This window comes from Micromonospora sp. NPDC051543 (assembly GCF_044454415.1).
Lineage (GTDB): Bacteria > Actinomycetota > Actinomycetes > Mycobacteriales > Micromonosporaceae > Micromonospora.
In genome coordinates this window covers 14,218-37,827 of the sequence record NZ_JBITDT010000001.1, presented here as the reverse complement: position 1 = coordinate 37,827, position 23,610 = coordinate 14,218, and the positions used below count along the sequence as shown (strand labels likewise).

Genomic DNA, 23,610 nt, shown 5'->3' with positions numbered 1-23,610 from the left:
GATGTCGCATCGGCCACCCGTGGACGACACAAGGCCTAGTCGGCGAGCGCCTCGACGACGGGCCGCGACAGTGCCCGGCGGGCCGGAAGCACCGAGGCGAGCAGAGCGGCCAGCACCGCCACGCCGAGGATCGACCCGAGCTGGCCGAGTGGCAGCACCACGTGGAAGTCCCCGCCGAGGCGGGCCAGCAGCGCCATCCCGGCGGCACTGACGCCGGTGCCCAGCCCGATGCCGAGGATCGCGCCGACGAGCGTCATGAGGATCGCCTCGACCGCGAGCATGGCCCGCATCCGGCCGCGGGACAGCCCGACCGCCCGCAGGACGCCGTTCTCCCGGGTCCGCTCGACCACCGACAGGCTCAGCGTGTTGGCCACGCCGACGAGGGCGATCACGACGGCCAGGCCGAGCAGCGCGGTGACGGAGGCCAACAGCATGTCCACCGTGCCGGTGAGCATCTTCTTGTACGCGCCCTGGTCCATGAGGTTCGCCGTCGGATAGCGGGCGAGCACGGCCTCGATCGCGGCGCGGGCCCGCTCGGCGCTCACGCCGTCGGCCGGGTCGATCTCGGCCAGGAAACCCCGTTCGCGGGGAAAGAGCACCGCGAAGTCCCGGTCGTCGAGCTCGATGACGTGTCCCTCGGGCGCGGCGCTGGAGACCATGGCCGGCGTGTCGTCGGCGACCACCGCGGCCACCCGGAACGCCCGCGCCTCGATCGTGACGACGGAACCGACCTGCCAGCCGTGCGCCCGCGCCAACTCCTGGTGCACCAGCACCTGCCCCGGCCCGAGTCGGTCGACGTCGCCGGCCACCACGCCGGACAATGTCCGGCCGACCAGCGCCGGATGGGCGGCCCGGACCTCGATGTCGCCGGTCACGACGCTGCGCTGCTCGTGCACCACGCCCAGCTCGGGGCGGGCGGCCAGCTCACCGGCGAGCGCGGCGGGCAGATTCTGGCCGATGCCGCTGACCACGAAGTCCGTCCCGATCTCGGCGTCGACGCTGCGTTCGATGCCGTCCTTGGTGCTGCGCGCGCCCACCACGAACGCCGACACCAACCCGATCCCGATGACCAGGGCGGTCGCCGTCGCGGCGATCCGACGCGGGTTACGAACCGCGTTCGCCACCGCCAGCCCGACGGTCATACCGAACACCCGGCGGGCCGGCCAGCCGATCAGCCGGACCAGCGCCGGGACGAGCACCGGGCCGAACAGCACGATGCCGAAGAAGGCCAGCACACCGCCCACGGCCACGAGGAGCACCTGACCGGCGTCGGCCGCGCCGGCCAGCGCCGCGACTCCGGTGCCCAGCACCACCGCGCCGAGGCCCAGCCGCGCCCGACCCGCTCCCCGGGCGGGCTGCACGGCGGCGTCGGTCAGCGCCGCCACCGGGGCGACCCGGGTACCCCGCCAGGCCGGCAGCAGGGCGGCGGCGACGGTGAGCCCGGTACCGAGCAGCAGGCTGGTCAGCACGGTCGAGCCGGCGACGGTCAACCCGCCCGAGAGCGGCACGTCCAGTCGGGACATCAGCAGCCGGAGTCCGCCGGCGAGAGCCACCCCGAGCACCACGCCGAGAGCGGAGGCGAGGAGGCCGAGCAGCGCCGACTCCAGCAGCGCCGCCCGGAAGACCTGCCCCCGGGTCGCGCCCACCAGGCGCAGCAGCGCGGTGCGGCGGGTGCGCTGCGCCAGCACGATCGCGAAGGTGTTGGCGATCACGAAGCCGGCCACCACCACCGCGACCCCGACGAAGATGAGCAGCAGCATCAGAAATTGGTTCAGATTGCGGACGGCGTCCTCGACAGCCTCGTCGAGGATCTGCTGGCGTCCCTTCACGTCGACGTCAGCGCTCCCGACCGCGGCGCGCAGCCGGTCGGCCAACTCCGCCTGGGCCGTTCCCGGCCGGGCCGCCACCACGATCCGGTCGTAGCCACGCCCACCGGTGACCGCGAGCGCGTCCGCGCCGACCAGGCCGATGAACGGGCCGCCGACGTCGCGGACGCTGCCCGCCACGTCGACCGTGCCGACCAGGGTGTACGGACGGGCCGCCCCGCCGGTCCCGCCGACGAGGACTTCAGCGCCGAGGGTGAAGCCCTCCTTCGCCACGGTCGGCGCGTCGAGCACCACCTCGCCCGCGCGGTCGGGCAGGCGACCGGAGACCACGTCGTACGAGCGCAGGGCCGTCTCGGTGGGGATGGCGGCGAGCACGGCGTAGCCGAGCACCGGTCGCCCGTCCGCGCCGAGGAGTCCACCGGCGCCGAGCAGCTCACCGGCCGCGGCGGCCACCCCGTCGACCGTACGCACGTCGTCGACGAGCCTCGCCGGAAGCGGCAGGTGGCCGTCGGGGTAGACGCCGAGGTCGGTGTGCCGGTCGAAGGCGCCGGCCCGCTGGTACGCGCCCGCGCGCATCCCGTCCACGACGATCAGCGTGCCGGCGACGAAGGCGACACCCAGCACGACGGCGAGCGCGGACAGCAGCATGCGCAGCGCCTCGGCGCGCAGCGTACGCAGGGTCAGGCGGATCATGTGCGGGCTCCCGGTGCCGGCGCGGATCGGACCCCTCCGACGCTATGGCCGGTCGAGTCGGATCGATCTCCACCTGGGCTCTCGAACCGCGTACGCCGCAGGTGGCGCATGGACACGCCGGCTGTACGACCACGGTCGTACGGCGGGTCAGCGCCCGGGTGTGACCAGGCCGCTCTCGTACGCCAGCACGACCGCCTGCACCCGGTCGCGCAGGTGCAGCTTCGCCAGGATCCGCCCGACGTGGGTCTTCACCGTCGCCTCGGCGACGTGCGCCTTGGCGGCGATCTCGGCATTGGACAGTCCCTGCGCGACCAGCAACAGAACCTCCCGCTCCCGCTCGGTGAGCTGGGCCAGCCGGGGGTCGGCGGTCGGGGTGACGCCGAGCTGGCCGGCGAAGCGGTCCAGCAGCCGCCGCGTGATCGACGGGGCGACCACCGAGTCGCCCCGCGCGACCACGCGGATGGCATCCAGCAGCTCCTCCGGCGGGACGTTCTTGAGCAGGAAACCGCTCGCGCCGGCCCGCAGCGCGGCGAACGCGTCGGCCTCGGTGTCGAAGGTGGTCAACACCAGCACCCGGGGGGGACCCGACGGCCGGTCGGCGCAGATCCGGCGGGTGGCCTCCACCCCGTCCATGGTCGGCATCCGGATGTCCATCACCACCACGTCCGCCTCGGTGCGGGCCAGCACGCGCAGGGCGTCGGCGCCGTCGATGGCCTCCCCGACCACCGTCAGGTCGGGCTGCGAGTCCAGCACCATCCTGAATCCGGCGCGCACCAGCGCCTGGTCGTCCACGATCACCACCCGGACCGTCATGCCGCGATCACCTCCGCTGAGGGCTCCGACGGTAGTGGGAGCCGTACCCGCACCTGCCATCCCCCGGTCGGCCGGGGGCCGGCGGTGAGGCTGCCGTCGTACACCGCCACGCGCTCGCGCATACCGAGCAGACCGTGACCGCCGGGCGGCGCCGGACTGACGACCGGGCGGCCTCGACCGTCGTCGACGACCCGGACCTCGACGGCGTCGGCGGAGTAGGTCATCCGCAGGTCGGCGGTGGCGCCGACGCCGGCGTGCTTGAGCGCGTTGGTCAGCGCCTCCTGCACCACGCGGTAGACGGTCAGCTCCAGGCCCGGCGGCAGGGCCGGTGGCTCGCCGCTGACGGCGTCCCGGACACGCAGTCCGGCGTCGCGGAAGCGGGCCAGCAGGTCGGGCAGCTCGGCCAGCGCCAACCGGCGGTGCTCCGGGTCGGCGGCCACGACGTCCGCGCCGGCGGGGCCCGCGTCGCGCAGGACCCCGACGAGCCGCCGCATCTCCTCCAGAGCGGAGCGGCCGGTGTCGGCGACCACCTTCACGGCGGCGCGCGCCTGCTCGGGGTCACGGTCGAGCATGAAGCGGGCGCCGTCGGCCTGGACGATCATCACCGCCATGCTGTGCGCCACCACGTCGTGCAGCTCGCGGGCGATGCGGGTGCGCTCCTCGGCGACCGCCGCCCGGGACTCGGCCTCCCGCTCGCGTTCGAGGGTGGTGGCGCGCTCCTCGAGGCTCAGCACGTACAGGCGGCGGGTCCGCACGTTCAGCGCGACGAGCCAGACCGCGCCGGTGACCAGCGCATACCACAGCGCGGTCACCCACCACATGATGACGCCGGGGGTCTGCGCGGCGGCGAGCAGCACGCCCACGGCCGCGACCGCGCCGGCCAGCACGCCGTCGCGCAGCCGCCGGCCGTACTTCACGACGCTGTAGAGCGCGATCAGGACGGCGACGTCGAAGGCGAGCGGACCCCAGCCGGCGATCACCTGGACCAGGGCGAGCGCCGCCACGACGACGGTCACCGCGCTCGGGTGGGTGCGGCGCAACAGCAGCGCCACCGCCATGCCCAGGCCGACGCCGGCGGCGGCCCAGCCGCCGGGTTGGGACACCGCCGAGGCGAGACCGACGAACGCCACCACGCCGGTGACGGCCACGTCGAAGGCGACGCCGCGCAGGGGGCGGCCGAACAGCGTGCGTCTCACGGTCACCCAGCGTACGGGTCGTCGACGGTCAGGGCGGCGTCAGCTCGCGCAGGCGGTTGATCTCGATGGCCTGCTCGGTGGCGAGTGAGGTGGCCAGCTCGTTGAGGGTCGCGTCGGCCCCGACCGACAGCAGGTCGGTGGCCATGGTCACGGCGCCCTGATGGTGGTCGGTCATCATCGTGATGAAGAGCCGGTCGAACTCGACGCCCCGGGCGGCGGCCAGTCGCCGCATCGCGTCGGGGGACTGCATGCCGCGCATGCCGGCGTGGTCGTGGCCGGGCGCCGTCTCGGGCAGCCCACGGGTGGAGAGCCAGCCGCGCAGGACCTTGATCTCGGGGCCCTGGCCGGCGCGGATCCGGTCGGCGTACGCGCGGATCCGGGGATCGGCCGCGTGGTCCGTCGCCAGTGTGCTCATCTCCAGCGCCTGCTCGTGGTGCGGGATCATCATCTGGACGTAGACGGTGTCCAGGCCGTTGTAGCGGGGTGGGCTGTCGTCGCGCAGCTCGTGCGCGGACCGGGCGACGGCCGGCTCTCCGGGGCGGCCGGGCACGAGCACCGGCGGCGGTGGTGGACCGGTCGGGCCGGTCGTCGTCGGCGCGGCTGACGCCGAGGCGGGCGCGGCGGCCGGCCGGCCGGGATCACCGGCGGCGCGGACGGCCAGCACCACCAACACCAGGACGATGGCCGCCGCTATGACGACGGCGAGTAACCGACCACGTCGGACAGTCATGCCGCACTCCCCTCAGGTCGAGGTCGCAGCGATCCTATCCATTGACGAGTCGACGTAGATGTGACCCGGGTCACATCGATGATCTCCGAGGCTCGGTAAGGTACCGACAACGTCATCCCCCCTTTCGAAGGGCGCCGCCAATGATCAAGTTGGCCACTGCACGGCTCCGACAACTCCGCATCATCAGCCTGGCCGCGACCGGCCTGCTGCTGACCAGCGTCGCCCTGGCGACACCGAGCAGCGCGCAGGAGGCAGCACCGGCCGCACCGGCCGCCGCCAGCGACATCCCGGGCGTCGACGAGATCCGCAGCAGCCCCAACCTGCGGCAGATCGCCAACCTCCCCAAGCAGGCGCCGTTCGACACGACGGCCGCGCTCAACAGCGACATGGCGTTCCAGGGCAAGTACGCCTTCGCCGGCAACTACAACGGGTTCGTCATCTACGACATCTCCCGGCCCAGCGCGCCCACGATCACCGCGCAGGTCAACTGCCCGGGCTCGCAGAACGACATCTCCGTCTACGGCAACCTGCTGTTCGTCTCCACCGACTCGTCGCGCAGCGACGACTCGTGTGCGAGCGTCGCGCAGCCGGCGTCGGTGAAGGAGTCGTGGGAGGGCATCAAGGTCTTCGACATCAGCGACAAGGCCAACCCGCGCTACATCAAGTCCGTCGAGACCGCCTGCGGGTCGCACACCCACACGCTGGTGCCGGGCAAGGACCGCAAGAACGTCTACCTGTACGTCTCGTCGTACAGCCCGCGGGCCGAGTTCCCCGACTGCCAGCCGCCGCACGACTCCATCTCCATCGTCAAGGTGCCGGTGAAGAAGCCGACCCAGGCGGCCGTCATCTCGACGCCGAACCTCTTCCCGGACGGCGGTTTCCCGGGCAGCGAGACCGGCTCGGCGACCACCGGATGCCACGACATCACCGCGTACCCGGCGAAGGACCTGGCCGCCGGCGCCTGCATGGGTGACGGCGTCCTGCTCGACATCAAGAACCGCGAAGCGCCCAAGGTGATCACCCAGGTCCGGGACACGGTGAACTTCGCGTTCTGGCACTCGGCCACCTTCAACAACGCCGGCACCAAGGTCGTCTTCACCGACGAGCTGGGCGGCGGCGGCGCGGCCACCTGCAACGAGACCGTCGGTCCCGACCGCGGGGCGGATGCCGTCTACGACATCACCGGCCGCGGTAACGCCCGGAAGCTGGAGTTCCGCAGCTACTACAAGATCCCCCGGACCAACGGCGACACCGAGAACTGCGTGGCGCACAACGGCTCGCTGATCCCGGTGCTCGGGCGGGACATCATGGTGCAGGCGTGGTACCAGGGCGGCATCTCGGTCTGGGACTTCACCGACTCGCGCCACCCCAAGGAGATCGCCTACTGGGAGCGGGGCCCGCTCTCCGACACCCAGGCCATCACCGGCGGCGCCTGGTCGACGTACTACTACAACGGCAACATCTACTCCAACGACATCCAGAAGGGTCTGGACGTCCTGGAGCTGAACGACTGGCGGACCTGGTCGGCGAACCTGACCCGGTTCAAGGAGTTGAACGTGCAGACCCAGCCCGGCTACCTGAGCTGGTAGAACCGACGCGCGAACCGGGCCCGGCCTCTCCTCGAGGGGCCGGGCCCGGCCACGTCAGGTGGGCCTGGTCACCCGGGCCGGGGTTGCCGAGCGCCTGAGCGGGCGCTGTGTCAACGTGGTCACCTGTGAAGTCTGCCGCCGGCGCGCCGCCGGCCCCGCCCGAGCCGACCGCGCGCTGGCGTCCCCACCCGCTCGACGTGGTGGCCGTCGTCCTCGCGATGGCCGGCGCGCTCTGCGCGCTGACCGGGCTGCTCCCCCGCGCCGAGACCACGGGCACCCTGCACCGCATCCTGCCGCTGCTGCTCTTCCTCGGCACCGTCATCGTGCTGGCCGAGCTGACCGCCGTCGCGGGCGTCTTCGACGTGCTCGCCAGTCGGCTGGCCATCGCCTCCCGGGGCCGCTGGGCGGCGCTGTTCCTGCTCTGCGGCGGCCTGGCCACGGTGACCACCCTCGTGCTCAACCTCGACACCACCGCCGTGCTGCTCACCCCGGTGCTGCTCGCCCTGGCCCGCAGCCTGCGCGTCCCCGCCGGACCGCTCGCGGTCACCACGGTCTGGCTGGCGAACACCGCCAGCTTGCTGCTCCCAGTGTCGAACCTGACGAACCTGCTGGCCGCCGACCGGGTCGGCCTCAGCCCCCTGGCGTACGCCGAGCGCATGGCGCTGCCGCAGCTCGCCGCCGTGACGGCCACCATGGCGCTGCTCTGGTACGCCTGGTGGCGGCGGGAACGGCCGGACGGCGGACGCTTCGTCCCGCCGGCCCCGCACGTGCCGGCCGACCCGGTGCTGCACCGCACCGCCCTCGCCGGCTGCCTGCTCTTCGTCGCCGGCATCCTCGCCGGGGTGGAGATCGGGCTCGCCTCCACCGTCGCCCTCGCGCTGGTGCTGGTCGGCTTCGTGGTCCGCTCCCCCGCGACGCTGCGCGTTCACCTGGTGCCCGTACGACTGCTGCTCTTCGTCGTCGGCCTGTTCCTGGTGGTGCAGACCCTCGGCCGGCACGGGCTCGACGACCTGGTCGCCGGCCTGGTCGGCGCCGACGGCGGGGCGGTCGGCGCGCTGCGTGCCGGCGGCACGGGTGCGCTGCTGGCGAACGCGGTCAACAACCTGCCGGCGTACCTGGCCGGTGAGTCGGTGCTACCGACCGTCGACCACACCCGCCTGCTGGCCCTGCTGATCGGCACGAACGTCGGCCCGCTGGCCGCGCCCTGGGCGTCGCTGGCCACCCTGCTGTGGTTCGAGCGGTGCCGGGCGGCCGGGGTGACGGTGCCGGTGCGACGGTTCGTGCTGACCAGCACCCTGCTCGCCGTCGTCGGCACGCTGGCGGCGGTCGGCGCGCTGCTCCTGGTGAGCTGAGGGCCGTCACCCGGCGGCCCGCTGCACCACGAACATGAAGCAGCCGTAGATCACGTTGCGGCTGTGCAGTTGGTGGACCTGCGGGTCGGCGAACAGCTCCGCGATCACCGCCTCCGGGTCCGTCCCGTCGTGCAGCCGGCCGCCGCAGATCCGTCCCTGCCGGTCGTACGCCCGCAGGACCTGGGCCCGTCCCCGCCAGCCCGGCGGGTGGCCGCCGCCGTGCTCCGGGCCGGGGCAGGCGGCGGCGTGCGCGAAGACCGGCCCGATCTCCCGGTACGCGGCGGCCTCGATCGGCGGGGCGTAGCCGAAGAGCAGCACCGCCTCCCCCGCCTCGGCGTCGCGCAGGCAACACCGCAGCGGCTCCCCGCCGCCGGCCAGGCGCCCTTCGACGCGATGGCCGGCGGCGTCTCGGCCGGTCCGGCGGACCAGCTCCAGCGCCGCGGGCGGCACGGCGTGGATGAGGAACGTGGCGGTGGTCGTCATGCGTCCAGCCTGCCCCGGTGCCGGCACGGGTGCTGGCGGTGATCGGACCTGGCGCTCGGGACCAGCCGCCGGTGCGGTGGCGAGCGCCGTCAGGCGCGGTCGACGGCGAGCTGAAGCTCGGTCACGCCGCCTTCCGGGGAGTCCTGGCGATACTCCAGGTACACCTCGCGGGCGAACCCGTCCGGGCGGTACCCGTTGTCCTCGATCCACCGGGCGAGCGCCTGGACGCTCCGGTCGGCGTCGTCCATCGAGCCGTGGTGCACGATCGTCGCGGCCGTCCCCACCGCCGGCAGGTCCCGCACCGTCACGTCGGGAACGGCCGTGACATCACCGCCGACGCTCACCCCGGCGTGCACCACCACCGCCTCGCCCTCGCCCTCGGCCGGCTCGTACCAGGCGATGGCCGGCCCGGACGGGATGATCCCGGCGGCGTCGAGCCGGCGGAACAGCTCCGGGTAGAGCGGCTGGATCACCGGACCGATGTGCTGACTCTCGTAGCTGGGCGCGACGGCGGTCAGCTCCGCCACGCGCACCGGCGCGATCTGCTTGAGTACGACGTCCTGCTTGGTCATCCGACCCTCCGATTCGATCATCCGGAGCCTCGCCTCGACCGCCGCGAGCCGAGCCGTGTCGGCGGCCAGCCGGCTGGCCAGCTCGCTGCGACGCAGCCGCAGCATGCCGCGCAGCTCGGCGGTGTCGACGGTCTCGTCCAGAATCGCCCGCACCTGCTCCAGGGTGAGCCCCAGGTCCTTGAGGGCGATCACCCGGTTGAGCCGACGCAACTGCTCGGCCCGGTAGGAGCGGTAGCCGGTGTGCGGATCGACGCTGGCCGGGTGAAGCAGGCCGATGCTGTCGTAGTGACGCAGCATCCGCACCGACACACGGCCCAGTCGAGCGAAGTCTCCGATGGTGAACATGATCCCCTCACGCTGGTCCCTGACACGGTGTCAGAGTCAAGCGTCGGGCGGGGATCAGCTCACCGGTGAGCGGCGGGGCGGACGAGGTCCCACCAGCCGGCGGACCATCGGCGCGGCGTTCCACTTCGCCGCCCCGACCAGGTCACGGGCGTGCTCCAGGACCGTGTAGTCGGGCCGGTTCATCCCGTCGGCGATGGCCCGGTCCAGGTCGTTGCCGCACCCGCTGAGCACGGTGTCGAAGTCGCGACGGACCGGCTCCAGCAGGTCGTAGCCGAACGACCGGTGCATCCGGGCGAAGAGCGGCTTGTAGAGCCGCACCCGCTCGTGCAGACCGGAGGAGTACGACATGGGGTGCTTCGGCCGCCGCACGACGTAGTCGGGCAGCACGTCGGCGAACGCCCGCCGCACGATCCACTTCTCCTGGCCGTCGCGCACCTTCAGGTTCAGGGGCAGACGCATCGCCAGCTCCACCACGCTCAGGTCGAGGAACGGCACCCGCGCCTCCACCCCGTGAGCCATGGCGGCCCGGTCGACGCGCTGCAACTCGGTACGGCAGAGGTTGCGGATCCGGTGCAGGAACAGCCGGCGGGACGCGATCGGGTCGACCTGGCGGTACATCGGGTACCCGCCGAACAGCTCGTCGGAGCCGTCGCCGGTGAGCACCACCTTGACGCCCAGGTCGCGCAGCCGCCGGAAGATCGGCACCGACACGACGGCGTTGATGATGTCGCCGTACTCGGTCAGCTCGCAGATCCGGATGGCCTCCCGGACGTCGGCCAGCCGGATGTCACGCGGGCGCAGCTCGACCACGACGTGCGGCACGTCGAGGTCGGCGGCGAGCCGACGGGCGTACGCGACGTCGGGGCTGTCGGGCACGCCGACCGTCACCGCCACGCAGTCCGGGTGGATGTCGCGTACCTGCCGCAGCGTCAACGAGCTGTCCAGCCCGCCGGAGAGGACGACGCCGACGGTCAGGTCGGTATCCACCCGCATCCGGATGGCGTCGGTCAGGGCGGCCCGGACGAGCAGGGTGGCCTCGTTCGGGTCGTCGATGACCGGCAGGCCCTCGCCGATGGTGAGCAGGTCGACGTACGGGCGCAGTCGCACGGACCCGTCCGGCTCCGCCCAACCGTGGTGCCCGGGAGGCACCTCGCTGACCGGAGCGTGATGCCCGACGAGCGCCTTGACCTCGGAGGCGAGGTGCAGGCAGCCCGGCCGCCGGGACCAGTACAGCGGTTTCACCCCGAGCGGGTCGCGGGCCAGGTACGCCCGGCCAGTCGCGCGTTCGACGACCGCGAAGGCGTACTCGCCGCGCAGGCGGGTCACCGCCGACTCGCCCCACTGCTGGAACGCCGCCAACAGCACCTCGGTGTCGCTGTCGGTGCGGAACACCTGCCCGAGGCGGGTGAGCTGGGCGCGCAGCTCACCGTGGTTGAAGATCTCGCCGTTGAAGCAGAGCAGCCACCGCTCGTCGGTCGACGTCCAGGGCTGCACGGCCCGTTCGCGGTCGACGACCCGAAGCCGGCGGGTGCCGGCGAGCAGTCCCGTCTCACAGCGGGTCTCGGTGACCTCGCCGCGCGGGGCGAGGAGGGCGAGCATCCGTCGGAACGTCGCCGGGTCGGCCTCGGGGCCGAGGCTGAGCGCGATGCCGCACACGGTCTCAGACCCCCATCTCGGCCTCGTACGCCCGGCGCAGGCGATGCCGGGCGGTGGGCGCGAGGCACAGGTGCCAGGCCTGCCCCTCGTCGATCACGTTCAGGTCGCCGGCCTCCTGGCGGGCCAGCAGCAGCTCCGCGAGGGCGTCGCGCGCGCCGAACCGCGTGAACCAGGCCAGCTCGACATCGACCGAGTAGCCGAGGCAGTGGCCGCTGGGCAGCATCGCCGCGTAACCCAGGCGGCGCAGCCGGTACTGGTGCTCGGTGCTACGGACCAGGCTCGTCACCCACAGCGGCGGGGTGCCCGCGGGCGCGGCGGCGGCGAACTCCCGGCCCAGTTCGTTGAGCAGCGCCACCACCTCCCGGCGGGCGCGGCGGAACAGCAGACCGGCGGTGCGCGGGGTCACGTCGGGGCGCAGCCGCCGTCGTAGTCCGCGCGCGGCCCGGCCCAGCACGGTCGCGGGTTGCTCCTGGTAGCGAAAGCGCAGCAGGTCCCGGCGGCGCAGCCACTCCAGGTCGACCAGTTCCGCGCTGCCGTTGACCTGGTCGTCGGTATGGAACACGGGGGCGTCCTGCCACCACAGCACGTCGATGCGGGAGAGCAGGTAGATCCGGACCAGCGCGGTGAGGTCGCGTGCCGAGGTGCGCTCGTTCGGCTGGTAGCGGGCCATCTCCAGCAGCAGCGTCTCGCGCGCGCCGAGCAGGCCCTGCGGGGTGGCGTCGAGCACGGCCGCCAGGGCCGGTTCGCGGAGCCGCTCGTCGACGAGCACCTGACGTGCCCGGGTGCTGGTGGCGTCGGCCAGGGCCCCCACCTCGACGAGCAGGTCGGCCACGGCCGCCCGGTAGGCGGCGAGGTCGGGGGTGGCGGCAGGCGACGGGCGACGGGCGGTGCCGGAGGGTCGGCGGCGGGGTGGGGCGGTGGGCGACGCGGGCTGCTGTCCCGGACTTCGGCTGGGCACTCGCATGACGGGGTCCCTTCTCCGGTCACGGCACTGGGTGGATCGCCCTGAAAAACACCGTAATCACCAAGAGCGGGTGCAGACCGAACGATCCTCCGATTTACCCCCGAACGGACGCGACGACCATCGAAGGCCGGCGGGACCGTCAGTCGCCGTCCGCCGGTACCAGGTCCTGCACCTCGGCGTACGACGGCAGTTCCGCCGGTGCGGCGCCACCTCCAGCACGGACCGCGTCGGCGGCCGCGATCGCGGCACCCAGCGCGGCCCGGAACAGCAGGGAGCCGGTGCTGACCCGGGCCACCCCGGCGCGGCCGAACTCGGTCAGCCCGGGCCCGCCCGGCTGGTACAGCGCGTTCACCGGCGCGTCGAGCCGCTCGGTGAGCAGGCGCAGCGTCGCCTCGTCGACGACGCCTGGCACGAAGATGCCGTCCGCGCCGGCCGTCCGGTAGGCGTGGGCTCGACCGAGGGCCTGCGGCAGCGGGTCGGGCACGTTGAGCCACCACGCGTCGGTGCGCGCGTTCACGAACAGGTCCGGCACCGCCGCCTTCACCGCCGCGATCTTCTCCGCGACGCACTCGGGATCGGCAAGGGTGCCGTCGGAGCACCCGTCCTCCAGGTTGATCCCGACCACACCGAGGGCGGCCAACTCCGCCACGTACCCGGCGACCTGGGCCGGGTCGTCGCTGAACCCGGCCTCGACGTCGACGCTGAGCAGCACCGGCAACCGGGCCAGCCGACGGGCCAGGGCCAGGGTCTCCTCGGCGGTGGCCGCCGCGCCGTCGGGAAGGCCCGCGGTCGCGGCGACCCCGAGGCTGGTGGTGCCGACCGCCGGATGGCCACGCGCGGCGAGCGCCGCCGCCGAGGCGTGGTCCCAGGCGTTGGGCAACAGCAGGGGACGGCCGGTGTGGTGCAGGGCATGGAACGCGGCACGACGCTCGATCATCGGACGCTCACCTCCACCGTGGTCGGAATGCGCAGGGTCGGGTGCGGCTCGTGGCGCAGCGGAGTCGGGGTGCGCCGGCAGCGTTCCCGCAGGACGTCGAGAACCCCGCTGGCCAGCGCGAGGGCATGCCGGTCACCGGGGCAGCCGCGCTCTCCCGCGCCGAAGGTGAGCAGACCGCCGCCGGGCCGGTCGGGCCGGAACGACTCCGGCTCGCCGAACGCCAGCGGGTCACGGTTGGCCGCGTCGAAGCGCAGCAGCACCGGGCTGCCGGCCGGCAGGTCGCGTCCGCCCAGTCGTACCGCGTCGACGGTGACCCGTCGGGTGGCCCGGACCGGCGGATCGAGGCGCAGCACCTCGACCAGCAGGTCGGCGGTCCCCGCCGTGATCGGGACGGCCGGACGCAGCAGGTGGTGGGCGGCGACGCCGATCAGGCCGGCAGTCGCGTCGCACGACTGGACCAGCAGACCGATCAGGTTGGCTCGAACCTCCAGCGGGGCCGGCGGGCAGCGCGCCAGCAGGGCCGCGACCGCCCGGTCGGCCCGCGCGGTCTGTGCCGGGTCCACCCCCGGGTGGTACGCCGTGGCGACGACGGCGACCGCCGTCGCGGCGGCTGCCGGATCGGCGAGACCGAGGCGGTCGGCCAGCACCCGCAGTGGCACCGGCCGGGCCAGGTCCCGCATCACGTCAAGGTGGTCACCGGCCCGGTCGACGAGAGCGACGGTCAACCGGGCCGCCTCGTGGCGCAGGTCGTCCGGGTCCAGCCCGGCCAACGCGCGTACCCCGATCGCGCGGCGCCGGGCGTGCCGCTGCGGCGGGCTGAACCTGCTCACCGAGGCGCGCAGCCAGGCAAGCGTGCCGGGCGGACCGCTGTCGACGGCCGGCACCTGGTACGCCGGATCGGTCAGTGCCGCCCGGACGTCGGCGTGCCGGGTGACGCACCACCCGCTGCCCGGCTCGAAGGTGGGCGGGCCGCACGCCGGCGTTCCCGCACTGGGCGCGATGTCGGGCCAGGTGTCGATCACCGCTCGACCGTAGGACCCCAACGGTTCGCCCCCCGCCGAACAGTCCCTTCCGGCGGCTGCACCTGGTGCTCGAAGAGCCAGCAGCGCGGCGCGGCGGACCGAGGGCTCAGGCTCGGCCGCTGGAGGGCACCGGGGGCGCGCCGGGGATGAGGGTGCTCACGGGCACGCCCAGGCTCTCGGCCAGGGCCGGGCGGCCAACCGGGGTGAGGCGTACCGCCCGGCCGGCGCCCTGAGTGATCCAGCCCAGGTCGGTGAAGCGGTGGCGAAGTGCCGCGCCGAGCGCGCCGGCGAGGTGCGGGCGGCGTTCGGTCCAGTCCAGGCAGTCGCGGACCACCGGTCGGCGGGCGGCGCGCAGCACGTCCACCGGTACGCCCAGTCCGGCCGCCCAGGCCCACCCGCCGGGCGTCAGCGCCAACCCGCTGGACCGGTCGAGGCGGCCTTCGGCCACCAGCGCGTCGTACAGCAGCACGCCCAGTCGGCCGGCGAGGTGGTCGTAGCAGGTCCGGGCGTACGCCAGGGCGGCGGTGGCGTTCGCCGCGCGCAGTGACGTGGTCGGCGCGGGCGGGGCCGGCGCGTGCCCGGCGAGGTCCTCGATGAGCCGGGCCACCGACGGGCCGGCCAGGCGCAGGTAGCGGTGCCGGCCCTGCCGTTCCTCGACGAGCAGCCCACCCCGGACCAGGCGGGTGAGGTGGTCGCTGGCTGTCGACGGGGCGACGCCTGCCCGCCGTGCCAGTTCCCCGGCCGTCCAGGCGCGGCCGTCGAGCAGCGCCACGCAGATCCCCGCGCGGGTGCCGTCGGCCAGCAGGGCGGCCAGCTCGGCCATTCCCCGAGCGTCGGTGCCGATACTCATCGACCCAGTCTAGGAAGGCACCATCGGGCCGCACACGGGATGGCCGCCCGCGATCGGTGGCTGTTCAGCAGTACGGCCCTCGGCGTGTCGTACCGCTCAGCAGCCACCGATCGGGGGCGGAACGGGGCCGCTAGCGCAGGGTGGTGACCGTGCGGTTCTCGCCGTTGTAGCTGCGCGCAGCGTCGAACGCGCCGGTTGGACGCTGACCGCCGGTCACGGCGCGGGCCATCCGCAGGTCCGCGTCACGGAACCGCAGCGCCAGGCTGAGGTGCGGCACCCACTCGCCCGGGGCGTGCCAGGGACGGTGTCCGTCGGCCCGGTCGAGGACGTCCCAGACGGCGGCGTGCAACGCGGTCAACGCCGGCGTGGGCCGGACGAGCCAGACCAGCGGGGCGCTGCCGTCCAGGACCACGACCCGGTCGAGGGTCACCGGCAGCGGCAGCGCGGCGTCGAACAGGTCGGCCAACTGCTGCTCGACGCCGGACGGGAACCCGTCCACGGCCGCCAGGGTCAGGTGGGGCCGGTTCGTGGGGTGGATGTTGCGGGCCAGGCTCGGCAGTCCGGCGGCCGCCAACCGCGTCCAGGCCGTACGGATCGCGGCGTCCAACCCGGGCGAACACACCAGTTCCACCGTACGCACGCAGACACGCTAGCCCGAACGCGTCGACCACCCCGACGCTATGGACGACCGGGCGCGCCGCCGAACCCGGCGCGGCTCACAGCCAACCGTTGTCCCGGGCGGCGCGGACCGCCTCGGCCCGATCGGCCGCGCCGAGCTTCTGCACGGCCGCGGAGAGGTGGTTGCGCACGGTGCCGGTGGACAGGTGCACCCGGCGGGCGATCACGGCGACCGGCGCCCCGAATTCGGCCAGCCGCAGCGTCTCCAGTTCGCGGGGTGTCAGCGGGCACGCCGGCAGCGTCAACGCGTCGGCGGCCAGCGACGGGTCGACGTACCGGCCGCCGGCGTGCACCCGGCGGATCACGTCGGCGAGCGCGCCGCCGGGCGAGCCCTTGGGCAGGAAGCCACGGGCGCCGGCGGCCAGCGCCTGGCGCAGGTGACCCGGCCGGCCGTGCCCGGTGAGGACCACCACCGCGCACTCGGGCCGCGCTCGGGTCAGTTCGGCGGCGACCGCGATGCCATCCAGGCCGGGCATCTCCAGGTCCACGACGGCGACGTCCGGGCGGTGCGCGATCGTCGCGGTGACGGCCGTCGGGCCGTCGGCGGCGTGTGCCACCACCTCGATGTCCGGCTCCAGGCCGAGCAGCGCGCCGACCGCGACGCGGACGAGGTCCTCGTCGTCGGCCAGCAGGACGCGGATCACGACGGCACCGGCACGGTGGCCTCAAGCGTGAACACCGCGTCCTGGCGGCGTACCCGCAGCTCGCCCCCGGCGGCGGCGAGCCGGTCGGCCAGGCCGCGCAGGCCGTGGCTGTGCGCGTCCGGGTCGGTTCCGCCGGCTCCGTCGTTGGTGACCGTCATCCTCGCCACGTTCCCCTCCCGATCGATGTGGATCCGGCACCAGTCGGCGCGGCTGTGTCGCAGCACGTTGGTGCCCGCCTCGCGCAGCACCGCCGCCAGTTCCGTCGCCGCCGGCTGCGGCAGGTCCACGGGAGACGACGGCACCGTGCAGCGCACTCCGCAGGACCGGAGCACCTCCGCCACGGCGGCCACCTGCTCACCGAGGTCGACCGCGCGGTAGCCGTGCACGCTCTCGCGCACCTCGGCGAGCGCGGACGCGGCGAGCCGCTGCACCTCGGCGGCCTCCCGACCGGCCCGCTCCGGATCGACCGGGGCGAGCCGCGCGGCGAGCTCGGCCTTCAGCGCGATCACCGTGAGGCTGTGCCCCAGCAGGTCGTGCACGTCGCGGGCGAAGCGCAGCCGCTCCTCGGCGGCGGCCAGCCGGCCCTGCGCCGCGTGGCCCTGCCGTGCGTCCACCAGCAGATCCCAGAACCAGACCTGGAAGCCGTTGAGGGCGGCGATGCCCGCCCCGACCCCACCGGTCACCGCCAGGTGGCGCGCGACGGAACCGCCGGTCCATTCGGCGACGGCCACCGACACCAGCAGGACGGCGGCTGCCACCGCCAACGCGGCCCGGGGCCGGACGAGCAGCGGCGCCATACCGATCAGCGCCGCCCCGAGCCAGGCCCACGTCGGCCAGGCGCCGGCCGCCACCGGCCCCACCAGCGGGACGGTCAGCACCGCCGCCCCGGCCAGAGCCAGGTCAAAGCGGCGACGCCAGCGCGGGTCGAGCCACGGTGTCACGGCCGCGTACAGCACGGCGGTCTGGGCGATCAGGAAGGCGAGTACGCCGACCGCGCCGAGCGCCGCACGGACCGGCTCGGGCTCACGAAACAGACCGACCGCGGGCAACAGGAGACTCGCCCAGACGCCGGTGACGAGCGACAGCAGCGTCGCCTGACGGGCCCGGCGCAGTCGGCGGTCCGCCCGGGGAGTCCCCGCCTCACTCAACACGCGTCGATCCTAGGACCGCTGCCCGCACGGTCCACCCCTGCGATTCGTCACGGTCCAACCGTGCGGCCCACACTGTTTTCCGGTGACGGACGCAGCTGCCCCGCACGCGTCCCCGACCGGCAGGGTCGAGGCATGCAGAAGACACGGATGTTCGCAGACACCGCACCCGTCGTACCCCTGACCGCGCCGCTGCCGAGTGACCAGCCGGCGCCCCCGGTCGCGGCGGCGACCGGCGCGACGCGGGGGTGGTGGTGGCATCTCGGCGAGATGGCGCTGGCGATGATCGCCGGGATGCTGCTGCTCGGGCCGCTGGTCGAGCTGGCCGGCGCCGCTCTGGGCGCGAGCGGCGCACTGGCCCGCCCGGAGGGCGCCGCGCTGGTGATGGCCACCACCATGACCGTCGGGATGACGGTGTGGATGCGCTACCGGGCGCACCACTGGCGTGGGGTCGGCGAGATGGCCGCCGCGATGTACGTCCCGTTCCTGCTGCTGTTCGTGCCGTACCGGGCCGGCCTGCTCGACGCCGACGGTCTGCTGCTCGGCGGGCACCTGCTGATGGTGCCGGCGATGGTGCTGGTGGCGGTGCGGCATCGGCACGAGTCGCCGGCGGTGATCCGTCGACACCCGGCCGTGGTGGCTCTGGCCCGTCGCTGGCCGGCCTGGCTGGCGCTGCTGCTGACCGCGGACATGTGGCTCGACCCGGTCGTGCTCAGCCCGTGGACGATGCTGGTGCTGCCCGGCGGCTATCTGCTGATCGGCCTGTTCCGGCGCACGCTGCGCGGGCCGGGTGTGCTCGCCACCGAACTCGGCGGTCTCGCCGTCTGGGGCGCCCTGACGCTGGTCGGCATCCTGGCCGGTGGACGGACGGCGGCGTGGCTGGTGGCGTTGGGGTGGCTGGCGCACGCCGGCTGGGACGTGGCGCGCCACCGCGGCGGCCGGGTGGTGCCGCGCGGCTACGCGGAGTTCTGCGGGGTCCTGGACGTCGTACTGGCCGGCATCATGATCCTGGCAATCCTCACCACGGGCGCCTGACGCACGGGCCGCCGGGCGGTGTTGTGCCGGTCGGCGCAGCGGCCCCGACGGGGTGATGAAAGGCTTGGCACATGAGTTCCGCACCTGCACAGCACGACGCACCGACCGCCAGCGAGCCCGACGTGACCGCGTTCACGGACCTGGGGCTGCGCGACGAACTGCTGGGCGCGTTGTCCGCCCTCGGCTACGAGGAGCCGACCCCCATCCAGCGGGAGGCCATCCCACCGCTGATCGAGGGTCGGGACCTGCTGGGTCAGGCCGCGACCGGCACCGGCAAGACGGCGGCGTTCGCGCTGCCGCTGCTGCACCGGATGCCGGCCCACCGCGACGGCGGGGACCCGGTGGCGCTGGTGCTGGTGCCGACCCGGGAACTGGCGGTGCAGGTGTCCGAGGCGTTCCACCGGTACGGCAAGGACCTGGGCGCGCGGGTGCTGCCGATCTACGGCGGGCAGCCGATCGGCCGACAGTTGCGGGCGCTGGACAGCGGCGTCGACGTGGTCGTGGCCACCCCCGGGCGCGCGCTGGACCACATCGCCCGGGGCACCCTGCGCCTGAGCGGCCTGGCCACCGTGGTGCTGGACGAGGCCGACGAGATGCTCGACATGGGCTTCGCCGAGGACATCGAGGCGATCCTGGAGCACGCGCCCGCCGAGCGGCAGACGGTCCTCTTCTCGGCCACCATGCCGTCGCGGATCGACGGGATGGCGCGCCAGCACCTGACCGAGCCGGTGCGCATCGAGATCGGCCGGGAGCAGCCGGTGGCGGGCGAGGCGCCCCGGGTCCGGCAGAGCGCGTACATCGTGACCCGCGCGCACAAGCCGGCCGCGCTGGGCCGGGTCCTCGACGTGGAGTCGCCCACGGCGGCGATCGTGTTCTGCCGCAGCCGTGAGGAGGTGGACCGGCTCACCGAGACGATGAACGGCCGGGGTTACCGCTCCGAGGCGCTGCACGGCGGGATGAGCCAGGAACAGCGGGACCGGGTGATGGGCCGGCTGCGGGCCGGCACGGCGGATCTGCTGGTGGCGACCGACGTGGCGGCCCGTGGGCTGGACGTCGAACAGCTGACCCACGTGGTCAACTACGACGTGCCGTCGGCTCCCGAATCGTACGTGCACCGCATCGGTCGGGTGGGCCGGGCCGGACGCGAGGGCGTGGCGATCACCCTCGCCGAGCCGCGCGAGCACCGGATGCTCAAGACCATCGAGCGGGTGACCGGCCAGCGGATCACCATCGACAAGATCCCGACCGTGGCGGACATGCGGACCCGCCGGCTGGAGCTGACGCAGGCGGCGCTGCGGGAGAGCCTGCTGGAGGACGACCTCGACCCGTACCGGGTGATCGTGGAGACGCTGACCGACGAGTTCGACCTGATGGAGGTCGCCCTCGCCGCCGTGAAGCTGGCCCACGAGGTGACGTCGCCGGGCTCCGACGATGAGGAGGAGATTCCGCAGGTTCCGGTCCGCGCCCCGCGCGAGGGTCGCGCGGAGTTCGGCGGGCGGGGCGGCGATCGGCGCGGTGCCAGCCGGCCGCGCGTCGGCGGCGGCAACACCGTCCAGGTCTTCGTCGGCCTGGGTCGGCGGGCGGGCGTACGCCCCCAGGACCTGGTCGGCGCCATCACCGGCGAGACCGGCATCCGTGGCCGGGACATCGGCTCGATCGAGATCGCGGACCGGTTCTCCCTGGTCGAGGTGCCGCAGGGCGTCGCCGACGAGGTGATCTCCGGGTTGCGCCAGAGCACGATCAAGGGCCGCAAGGCGACCGTGCGCCGCGACCGCGGACGCGACGAGCGCTGAGCTGAGCCGTCGGCGACCGCCTGGGTACGGCGGTCGCCGACGGGCCTTTCAGAGGGAGTACGGGCCGAAGCGTCCCCACGCCACCACGGCGGCGAGGACGAGCAGCACCGCGCAGGTGATGGCGCCCTGGATCTCCAGCCGACGCTCGGGGGCCGTGTCGCGCTTCTTCCGGTCGCGCAGGTGCACGAGGATGCCGCCGATCATGACGATGACCAGCCCGACGGCGGCCAGCGGCGTGAGCACGGTGGCGATGCCGGTGAGCGCGGGCAGCACGAGCCCGAGGGCGGCCGCCACCTCGACCGCGCCGAGGGCCTTGACCTGCGACGGCGGGACCGGGTCCACCCACCGCATGAGGTCGCGCAGCTTGTCCTTGGGTTGGGTCAGCTTGGCCAGGCCGGCGCCGGCGAAGACGACGGCGAGAAGGATCTGGATGATCCAGAGCACCAGGTTCACGGGGGTTACCTCCGGGGGCACCGCCTCGCGGCGGAGAGGTGGTCGACGCTTCGGGCGGAACACTAGCCCTCGATGCGCGGACGCCGATGACCCCCGCCGTCGACGGACGGCGGGGGTCATCGTGGTGGAGCGTCAGACCGTGAAGAGCGCCGGCCCGTCCAGCGCCGGGACGTCGGCCGGGCGCAGCGCCAGAGCGAGCACGTCGGCCACGTCGGCCAGGGTGTGCACGGTCAGCGCCTCGCGCACCTCGGCCGGCAGGTCGTCCAGGTCCGGCTCGTTGCGCGCCGGGATGATCACCTCGGTGAGGCCGGCCCGGTGCGCGGCGAGCAGTTTCTGCTTCACCCCGCCGATCGGCAGCACCCGACCGGAGAGGGTCACCTCACCGGTCATCCCGAACTCGGGACGGACCGGGCGGCCGGTGACCAGCGACGCCAGGGCCGTCACCATGGTGATGCCGGCGCTGGGGCCGTCCTTGGGCACCGCGCCCGCCGGGAAGTGGACGTGGATTCGCCGCCCGGCCAGGGCGTTCGGGTCGATGCCGAGCCGTCGCCCGTTGGAGCGCAGGTACGACAGCGCGATCTGCGCCGACTCCTTCATCACGTCACCGAGCTGACCGGTCAGGGTCAGTCCCGGCTCGCCCTCCATGCTCGTCGCCTCGATGAAGAGGACGTCGCCGCCGGCGCCGGTCACCGCGAGCCCGGTGGCGACACCGGGAACCGCCGTACGCTCGGCCGACTCCGGGGTGAACTTCGGCCGCCCCAGATAGCCGCTGAGGTTGTCGGTGTCGACGCGTACCGGCGACGGGTCGGTCGCCAGCGTCACCGTCACCTTGCGCAGGATCTTGGCCAGGGCCCGTTCGAGCTGCCGGACACCGGCCTCGCGGGTGTACTCCCCCGCGATCAGCGCGAGCGCCTCGTCGGCGACGGTCACCTCGTCGTCGGTCAGCCCGGCCCGCTCCCGCTGCCGGGGCAGCAGGTGGTCGCGGGCGATGGAGACCTTCTCGTCCTCGGTGTACCCGTCCAGCATGACCAGCTCCATCCGGTCCAGCAGCGGGCCGGGGATGGACTCCACCACGTTGGCGGTGGCGAGGAAGAGCACGTCGGACAGGTCCAGGTCGACCTCCAGGTAGTGGTCCCGGAAGGTGTGGTTCTGGGCCGGGTCGAGCACCTCCAGCAGGGCGGCGGCCGGGTCACCGGCGTAGCCGGCGGCCAGCTTGTCCACCTCGTCGAGGAGCACGACCGGGTTCATCGAGCCGGCTTCGCGCAGGGCCCGGACGATCCGGCCGGGCAGCGCGCCCACGTAGGTGCGCCGGTGACCGCGGATCTCCGCCTCGTCGCGGACGCCGCCGAGCGACACCCGGACGAAGTTACGCCCGAGGGCCCGCGCCACGGACTCGCCGAGGCTGGTCTTGCCGACCCCGGGAGGGCCGGCGAGGGCGAGGACCGCGCCGGAGCCGCGTCCGCCGACCACACCGAGGTTGCGCTCGGCACGCCGGTTGCGCACGGCCAGGTACTCCAGGATGCGGTCCTTCACGTCGGACAGACCGGCGTGGTCGGCGTCGAGCACCTCCCGGGCCGCGGCCAGGTCGGTGTTGTCCTGGGTACGCGTGCTCCACGGCATCTCGAGCACGGTGTCCAGCCAGGTACGGATCCAGCCCGCCTCCGGGGAGGCGTCACTGGCCCGCTCGAGCTTGCCGACCTCGCGCAGGGCCGCCTCGCGGACCTTGTCCGGCAGTTCGGCGCTCTCCACCCGGGAGCGGTAGTCGGCGGAGCCGTCCGGCTCGTCCTCGCCCAGCTCCTTGCGGATCGCGGCGAGCTGCTGGCGCAGCAGGAACTCCCGCTGCGACTTCTCCAGGCCCTCGCGGACGTCGCTGTTGATCTGCTCGGTGACCTCCTGCTCGGCCAGGTAGTCCTTCACCCAGCCGACCAGCAGCTCCAGCCGGGCGGTGACGTCCGGCGCGGCGAGCAGCTCGGTCTTCTGCTCCAGGGTCAACCACGGGGCGTAGCCCGCCGAGTCGGCCAGCTCGGAGAGGTCGGTCATCCGCTCCACGGCGTCGATGACCTGCCAGGCGCCCCGCTGCTGGAGCACGGAGGTCACCAGGGCGCGGTACTCGCGGGCGAGTTCACGTGCGCGGCCGGCGGGAGCGGGTTCGTCGAGTTCGGTCGCCTCGACCCAGAGCGCCGCGCCGGGACCGGGCACGCCGGAGCCGATGCGCGCGCGGGACAGGCCACGGACGACGGCGGCGGGCTCACCGTCGGGGAGCCGGCCGACCTTTTCGATGGTGGCGACCACGCCGATCGGGCCGTACTCGCCGTCGATCCGCGGGACGGCCAGCAGCTTGCGGTCGCCGGTTGCCCGCGCCGCGTCGATGGCGGCCTGGGTGGTCGGGTCGAGGGTCACCGGGATGACCATGCCGGGCAGCAGCACGGCGTCGGTCAGGGGCAGAACCGGAAGAGTTGCCATCGAACACCTGCTATCGCGTTGAGTTGAGCGTGTCTCACTCAAGTAACAAAGCGTTCCCCTTGTTCCGGTGTGTGACCCAGGCCACTGTCCGGGGTCCGGCGGCGACCCGGCAGCAGCAGCTCCCGCACCGCCCGGCCGCCTCCGGCCAGCGCCACGGCGACGGGGATGGCCAGGCTGGTCAGCGCCAGCGCGAGGACCATCCGGGCGGGCAGCCCGACCCCCACGGCGAGCGCCGTCAGCACCGTGCAGACGACCAACTTCACCCGGGTACGCGACAGCGGGACCGCCGCGGACTCGCGGGCGGGCGCGACGACAGACATCCGGTTCTCCTCCTTCGTCGACGGATCGGTCCGGTCGGCCGTCGGGTC

At 73.8% G+C, this 23,610-nt stretch carries 21 protein-coding genes; 4 read left to right on the top strand and 17 right to left on the bottom strand.

What is annotated here, in order from left to right; all coding sequences use genetic code 11:
• Window positions 1-35: 35 nt before the first annotated feature.
• The 4 genes from ACIA3K_RS00185 to ACIA3K_RS00170 all read right to left on the bottom strand — a co-directional run bounded on the left by ACIA3K_RS00185 (window position 36) and on the right by ACIA3K_RS00170 (window position 5,258).
• The gene (locus ACIA3K_RS00185; RefSeq protein WP_396798007.1) at window positions 36-2,519 is read right to left on the bottom strand and encodes an ABC transporter permease; all 2,484 of its coding nucleotides are present in this window, start codon (window positions 2,517-2,519) and stop codon (window positions 36-38) included.
• A gap of 147 nt (window positions 2,520-2,666) precedes the next feature.
• Window positions 2,667-3,332 carry a response regulator transcription factor gene (locus tag ACIA3K_RS00180; RefSeq protein WP_357397441.1) on the bottom strand — a complete coding sequence of 222 codons (666 nt, stop codon included), beginning with the start codon at window positions 3,330-3,332 and terminating at the stop codon, window positions 2,667-2,669.
• Entirely contained in the window at window positions 3,329-4,534 is a 1,206-nt protein-coding gene (locus ACIA3K_RS00175; protein WP_396798006.1) for a sensor histidine kinase, read from the bottom strand. The genes ACIA3K_RS00180 and ACIA3K_RS00175 overlap by 4 nt, the downstream gene beginning before the upstream one ends.
• Window positions 4,535-4,556: 22 nt before the next feature.
• The gene (locus ACIA3K_RS00170) at window positions 4,557-5,258 is read right to left on the bottom strand and encodes a DUF305 domain-containing protein (protein ID WP_396798004.1); all 702 of its coding nucleotides are present in this window, start codon (window positions 5,256-5,258) and stop codon (window positions 4,557-4,559) included.
• Window positions 5,259-5,398: 140 nt separating this feature from the next.
• Between ACIA3K_RS00170 and ACIA3K_RS00165 the strand changes: the two genes are divergently transcribed.
• Window positions 5,399-6,847 (top strand): LVIVD repeat-containing protein, encoded by a 1,449-nt coding sequence (locus ACIA3K_RS00165; protein ID WP_396798002.1) that lies wholly within the window; start codon window positions 5,399-5,401, stop codon window positions 6,845-6,847.
• A gap of 125 nt (window positions 6,848-6,972) precedes the next feature.
• Window positions 6,973-8,199 carry an SLC13 family permease gene (locus ACIA3K_RS00160; RefSeq protein ID WP_396798000.1) on the top strand — a complete coding sequence of 409 codons (1,227 nt, stop codon included), beginning with the start codon at window positions 6,973-6,975 and terminating at the stop codon, window positions 8,197-8,199.
• 6 nt (window positions 8,200-8,205) lie between these two features.
• On the opposite strand, the gene ACIA3K_RS00155 is transcribed toward ACIA3K_RS00160, so the two are convergent.
• The 10 genes from ACIA3K_RS00155 to ACIA3K_RS00110 all read right to left on the bottom strand — a co-directional run bounded on the left by ACIA3K_RS00155 (window position 8,206) and on the right by ACIA3K_RS00110 (window position 17,501).
• A complete protein-coding gene (locus ACIA3K_RS00155; RefSeq protein ID WP_396797999.1) occupies window positions 8,206-8,682 on the bottom strand; it encodes a DUF1203 domain-containing protein in 477 nt (158 codons plus the stop codon).
• Between the two features lie 89 nt (window positions 8,683-8,771).
• Window positions 8,772-9,599, bottom strand: coding sequence for a MerR family transcriptional regulator (locus ACIA3K_RS00150; protein WP_396797997.1), 828 nt, complete (start codon window positions 9,597-9,599; stop codon window positions 8,772-8,774).
• A gap of 54 nt (window positions 9,600-9,653) precedes the next feature.
• Window positions 9,654-11,255 (bottom strand): asparagine synthetase B family protein, encoded by a 1,602-nt coding sequence (locus ACIA3K_RS00145; RefSeq protein ID WP_396797996.1) that lies wholly within the window; start codon window positions 11,253-11,255, stop codon window positions 9,654-9,656.
• A gap of 4 nt (window positions 11,256-11,259) precedes the next feature.
• Window positions 11,260-12,219 (bottom strand): DUF5715 family protein, encoded by a 960-nt coding sequence (locus tag ACIA3K_RS00140; protein ID WP_396797994.1) that lies wholly within the window; start codon window positions 12,217-12,219, stop codon window positions 11,260-11,262.
• A gap of 139 nt (window positions 12,220-12,358) precedes the next feature.
• On the bottom strand, window positions 12,359-13,156 hold the full coding sequence (locus ACIA3K_RS00135; RefSeq protein ID WP_396797992.1) for an isocitrate lyase/phosphoenolpyruvate mutase family protein: 798 nt from the start codon (window positions 13,154-13,156) through the stop codon (window positions 12,359-12,361).
• Entirely contained in the window at window positions 13,153-14,178 is a 1,026-nt protein-coding gene (locus tag ACIA3K_RS00130; RefSeq protein WP_396797990.1) for a cytochrome P450, read from the bottom strand. The genes ACIA3K_RS00135 and ACIA3K_RS00130 overlap by 4 nt, the downstream gene beginning before the upstream one ends.
• Window positions 14,179-14,284: 106 nt before the next feature.
• Window positions 14,285-15,028, bottom strand: coding sequence for an ArsR/SmtB family transcription factor (locus ACIA3K_RS00125; protein ID WP_396797989.1), 744 nt, complete (start codon window positions 15,026-15,028; stop codon window positions 14,285-14,287).
• A 130-nt stretch (window positions 15,029-15,158) separates the two neighbouring features.
• Window positions 15,159-15,668, bottom strand: a complete 510-nt coding sequence (locus ACIA3K_RS00120; protein ID WP_396797988.1) for a 2'-5' RNA ligase family protein — start codon at window positions 15,666-15,668, stop codon at window positions 15,159-15,161.
• A gap of 76 nt (window positions 15,669-15,744) precedes the next feature.
• Window positions 15,745-16,350, bottom strand: a complete 606-nt coding sequence (locus ACIA3K_RS00115; RefSeq protein ID WP_396797986.1) for a DNA-binding response regulator — start codon at window positions 16,348-16,350, stop codon at window positions 15,745-15,747.
• Entirely contained in the window at window positions 16,347-17,501 is a 1,155-nt protein-coding gene (locus ACIA3K_RS00110; protein ID WP_396797984.1) for a histidine kinase, read from the bottom strand. Before ACIA3K_RS00110 ends, ACIA3K_RS00115 begins: the two co-directional genes overlap by 4 nt.
• Window positions 17,502-17,633: 132 nt before the next feature.
• Between ACIA3K_RS00110 and ACIA3K_RS00105 the strand changes: the two genes are divergently transcribed.
• Together ACIA3K_RS00105 and ACIA3K_RS00100 are read left to right on the top strand one after the other, a co-directional pair.
• Window positions 17,634-18,533, top strand: a complete 900-nt coding sequence (locus ACIA3K_RS00105; protein ID WP_396797982.1) for a hypothetical protein — start codon at window positions 17,634-17,636, stop codon at window positions 18,531-18,533.
• A 71-nt stretch (window positions 18,534-18,604) separates the two neighbouring features.
• Complete coding sequence (locus tag ACIA3K_RS00100) at window positions 18,605-20,326, top strand: DEAD/DEAH box helicase (RefSeq protein ID WP_396797981.1); 1,722 nt, start codon at window positions 18,605-18,607, stop codon at window positions 20,324-20,326.
• Between the two features lie 48 nt (window positions 20,327-20,374).
• Here ACIA3K_RS00100 and ACIA3K_RS00095 read toward each other — a convergent pair whose 3' ends face one another.
• The 3 genes from ACIA3K_RS00095 to ACIA3K_RS00085 all read right to left on the bottom strand — a co-directional run bounded on the left by ACIA3K_RS00095 (window position 20,375) and on the right by ACIA3K_RS00085 (window position 23,562).
• Window positions 20,375-20,779 carry a DoxX family protein gene (locus ACIA3K_RS00095; protein WP_396797979.1) on the bottom strand — a complete coding sequence of 135 codons (405 nt, stop codon included), beginning with the start codon at window positions 20,777-20,779 and terminating at the stop codon, window positions 20,375-20,377.
• 132 nt (window positions 20,780-20,911) lie between these two features.
• The gene (gene lon, locus ACIA3K_RS00090; RefSeq protein WP_396797977.1) at window positions 20,912-23,242 is read right to left on the bottom strand and encodes an endopeptidase La; all 2,331 of its coding nucleotides are present in this window, start codon (window positions 23,240-23,242) and stop codon (window positions 20,912-20,914) included.
• A gap of 38 nt (window positions 23,243-23,280) precedes the next feature.
• Complete coding sequence (locus tag ACIA3K_RS00085) at window positions 23,281-23,562, bottom strand: hypothetical protein (protein ID WP_396797976.1); 282 nt, start codon at window positions 23,560-23,562, stop codon at window positions 23,281-23,283.
• Between the last annotated feature and the right edge of the window lie 48 nt (window positions 23,563-23,610).

Bases quoted from the DNA above. Each gene is read 5' to 3' on its own strand.
- ACIA3K_RS00185 (WP_396798007.1), bottom strand. From the start codon at position 2,519: ATGATCCGCCTGACCCTGCGTACGCTGCGCGCCGAGGCGCTGCGCATG.
- ACIA3K_RS00180 (WP_357397441.1), bottom strand. From the start codon at position 3,332: ATGACGGTCCGGGTGGTGATCGTGGACGACCAGGCGCTGGTGCGCGCC.
- ACIA3K_RS00170 (WP_396798004.1), bottom strand. From the start codon at position 5,258: ATGACTGTCCGACGTGGTCGGTTACTCGCCGTCGTCATAGCGGCGGCC.
- ACIA3K_RS00165 (WP_396798002.1), top strand. From the start codon at position 5,399: ATGATCAAGTTGGCCACTGCACGGCTCCGACAACTCCGCATCATCAGC.
- ACIA3K_RS00155 (WP_396797999.1), bottom strand. From the start codon at position 8,682: ATGACGACCACCGCCACGTTCCTCATCCACGCCGTGCCGCCCGCGGCG.
- ACIA3K_RS00150 (WP_396797997.1), bottom strand. From the start codon at position 9,599: ATGTTCACCATCGGAGACTTCGCTCGACTGGGCCGTGTGTCGGTGCGG.
- ACIA3K_RS00140 (WP_396797994.1), bottom strand. From the start codon at position 12,219: ATGCGAGTGCCCAGCCGAAGTCCGGGACAGCAGCCCGCGTCGCCCACC.
- ACIA3K_RS00135 (WP_396797992.1), bottom strand. From the start codon at position 13,156: ATGATCGAGCGTCGTGCCGCGTTCCATGCCCTGCACCACACCGGCCGT.
- ACIA3K_RS00125 (WP_396797989.1), bottom strand. From the start codon at position 15,028: ATGAGTATCGGCACCGACGCTCGGGGAATGGCCGAGCTGGCCGCCCTG.
- ACIA3K_RS00105 (WP_396797982.1), top strand. From the start codon at position 17,634: ATGCAGAAGACACGGATGTTCGCAGACACCGCACCCGTCGTACCCCTG.
- ACIA3K_RS00100 (WP_396797981.1), top strand. From the start codon at position 18,605: ATGAGTTCCGCACCTGCACAGCACGACGCACCGACCGCCAGCGAGCCC.
- lon (WP_396797977.1), bottom strand. From the start codon at position 23,242: ATGGCAACTCTTCCGGTTCTGCCCCTGACCGACGCCGTGCTGCTGCCC.
- ACIA3K_RS00085 (WP_396797976.1), bottom strand. From the start codon at position 23,562: ATGTCTGTCGTCGCGCCCGCCCGCGAGTCCGCGGCGGTCCCGCTGTCG.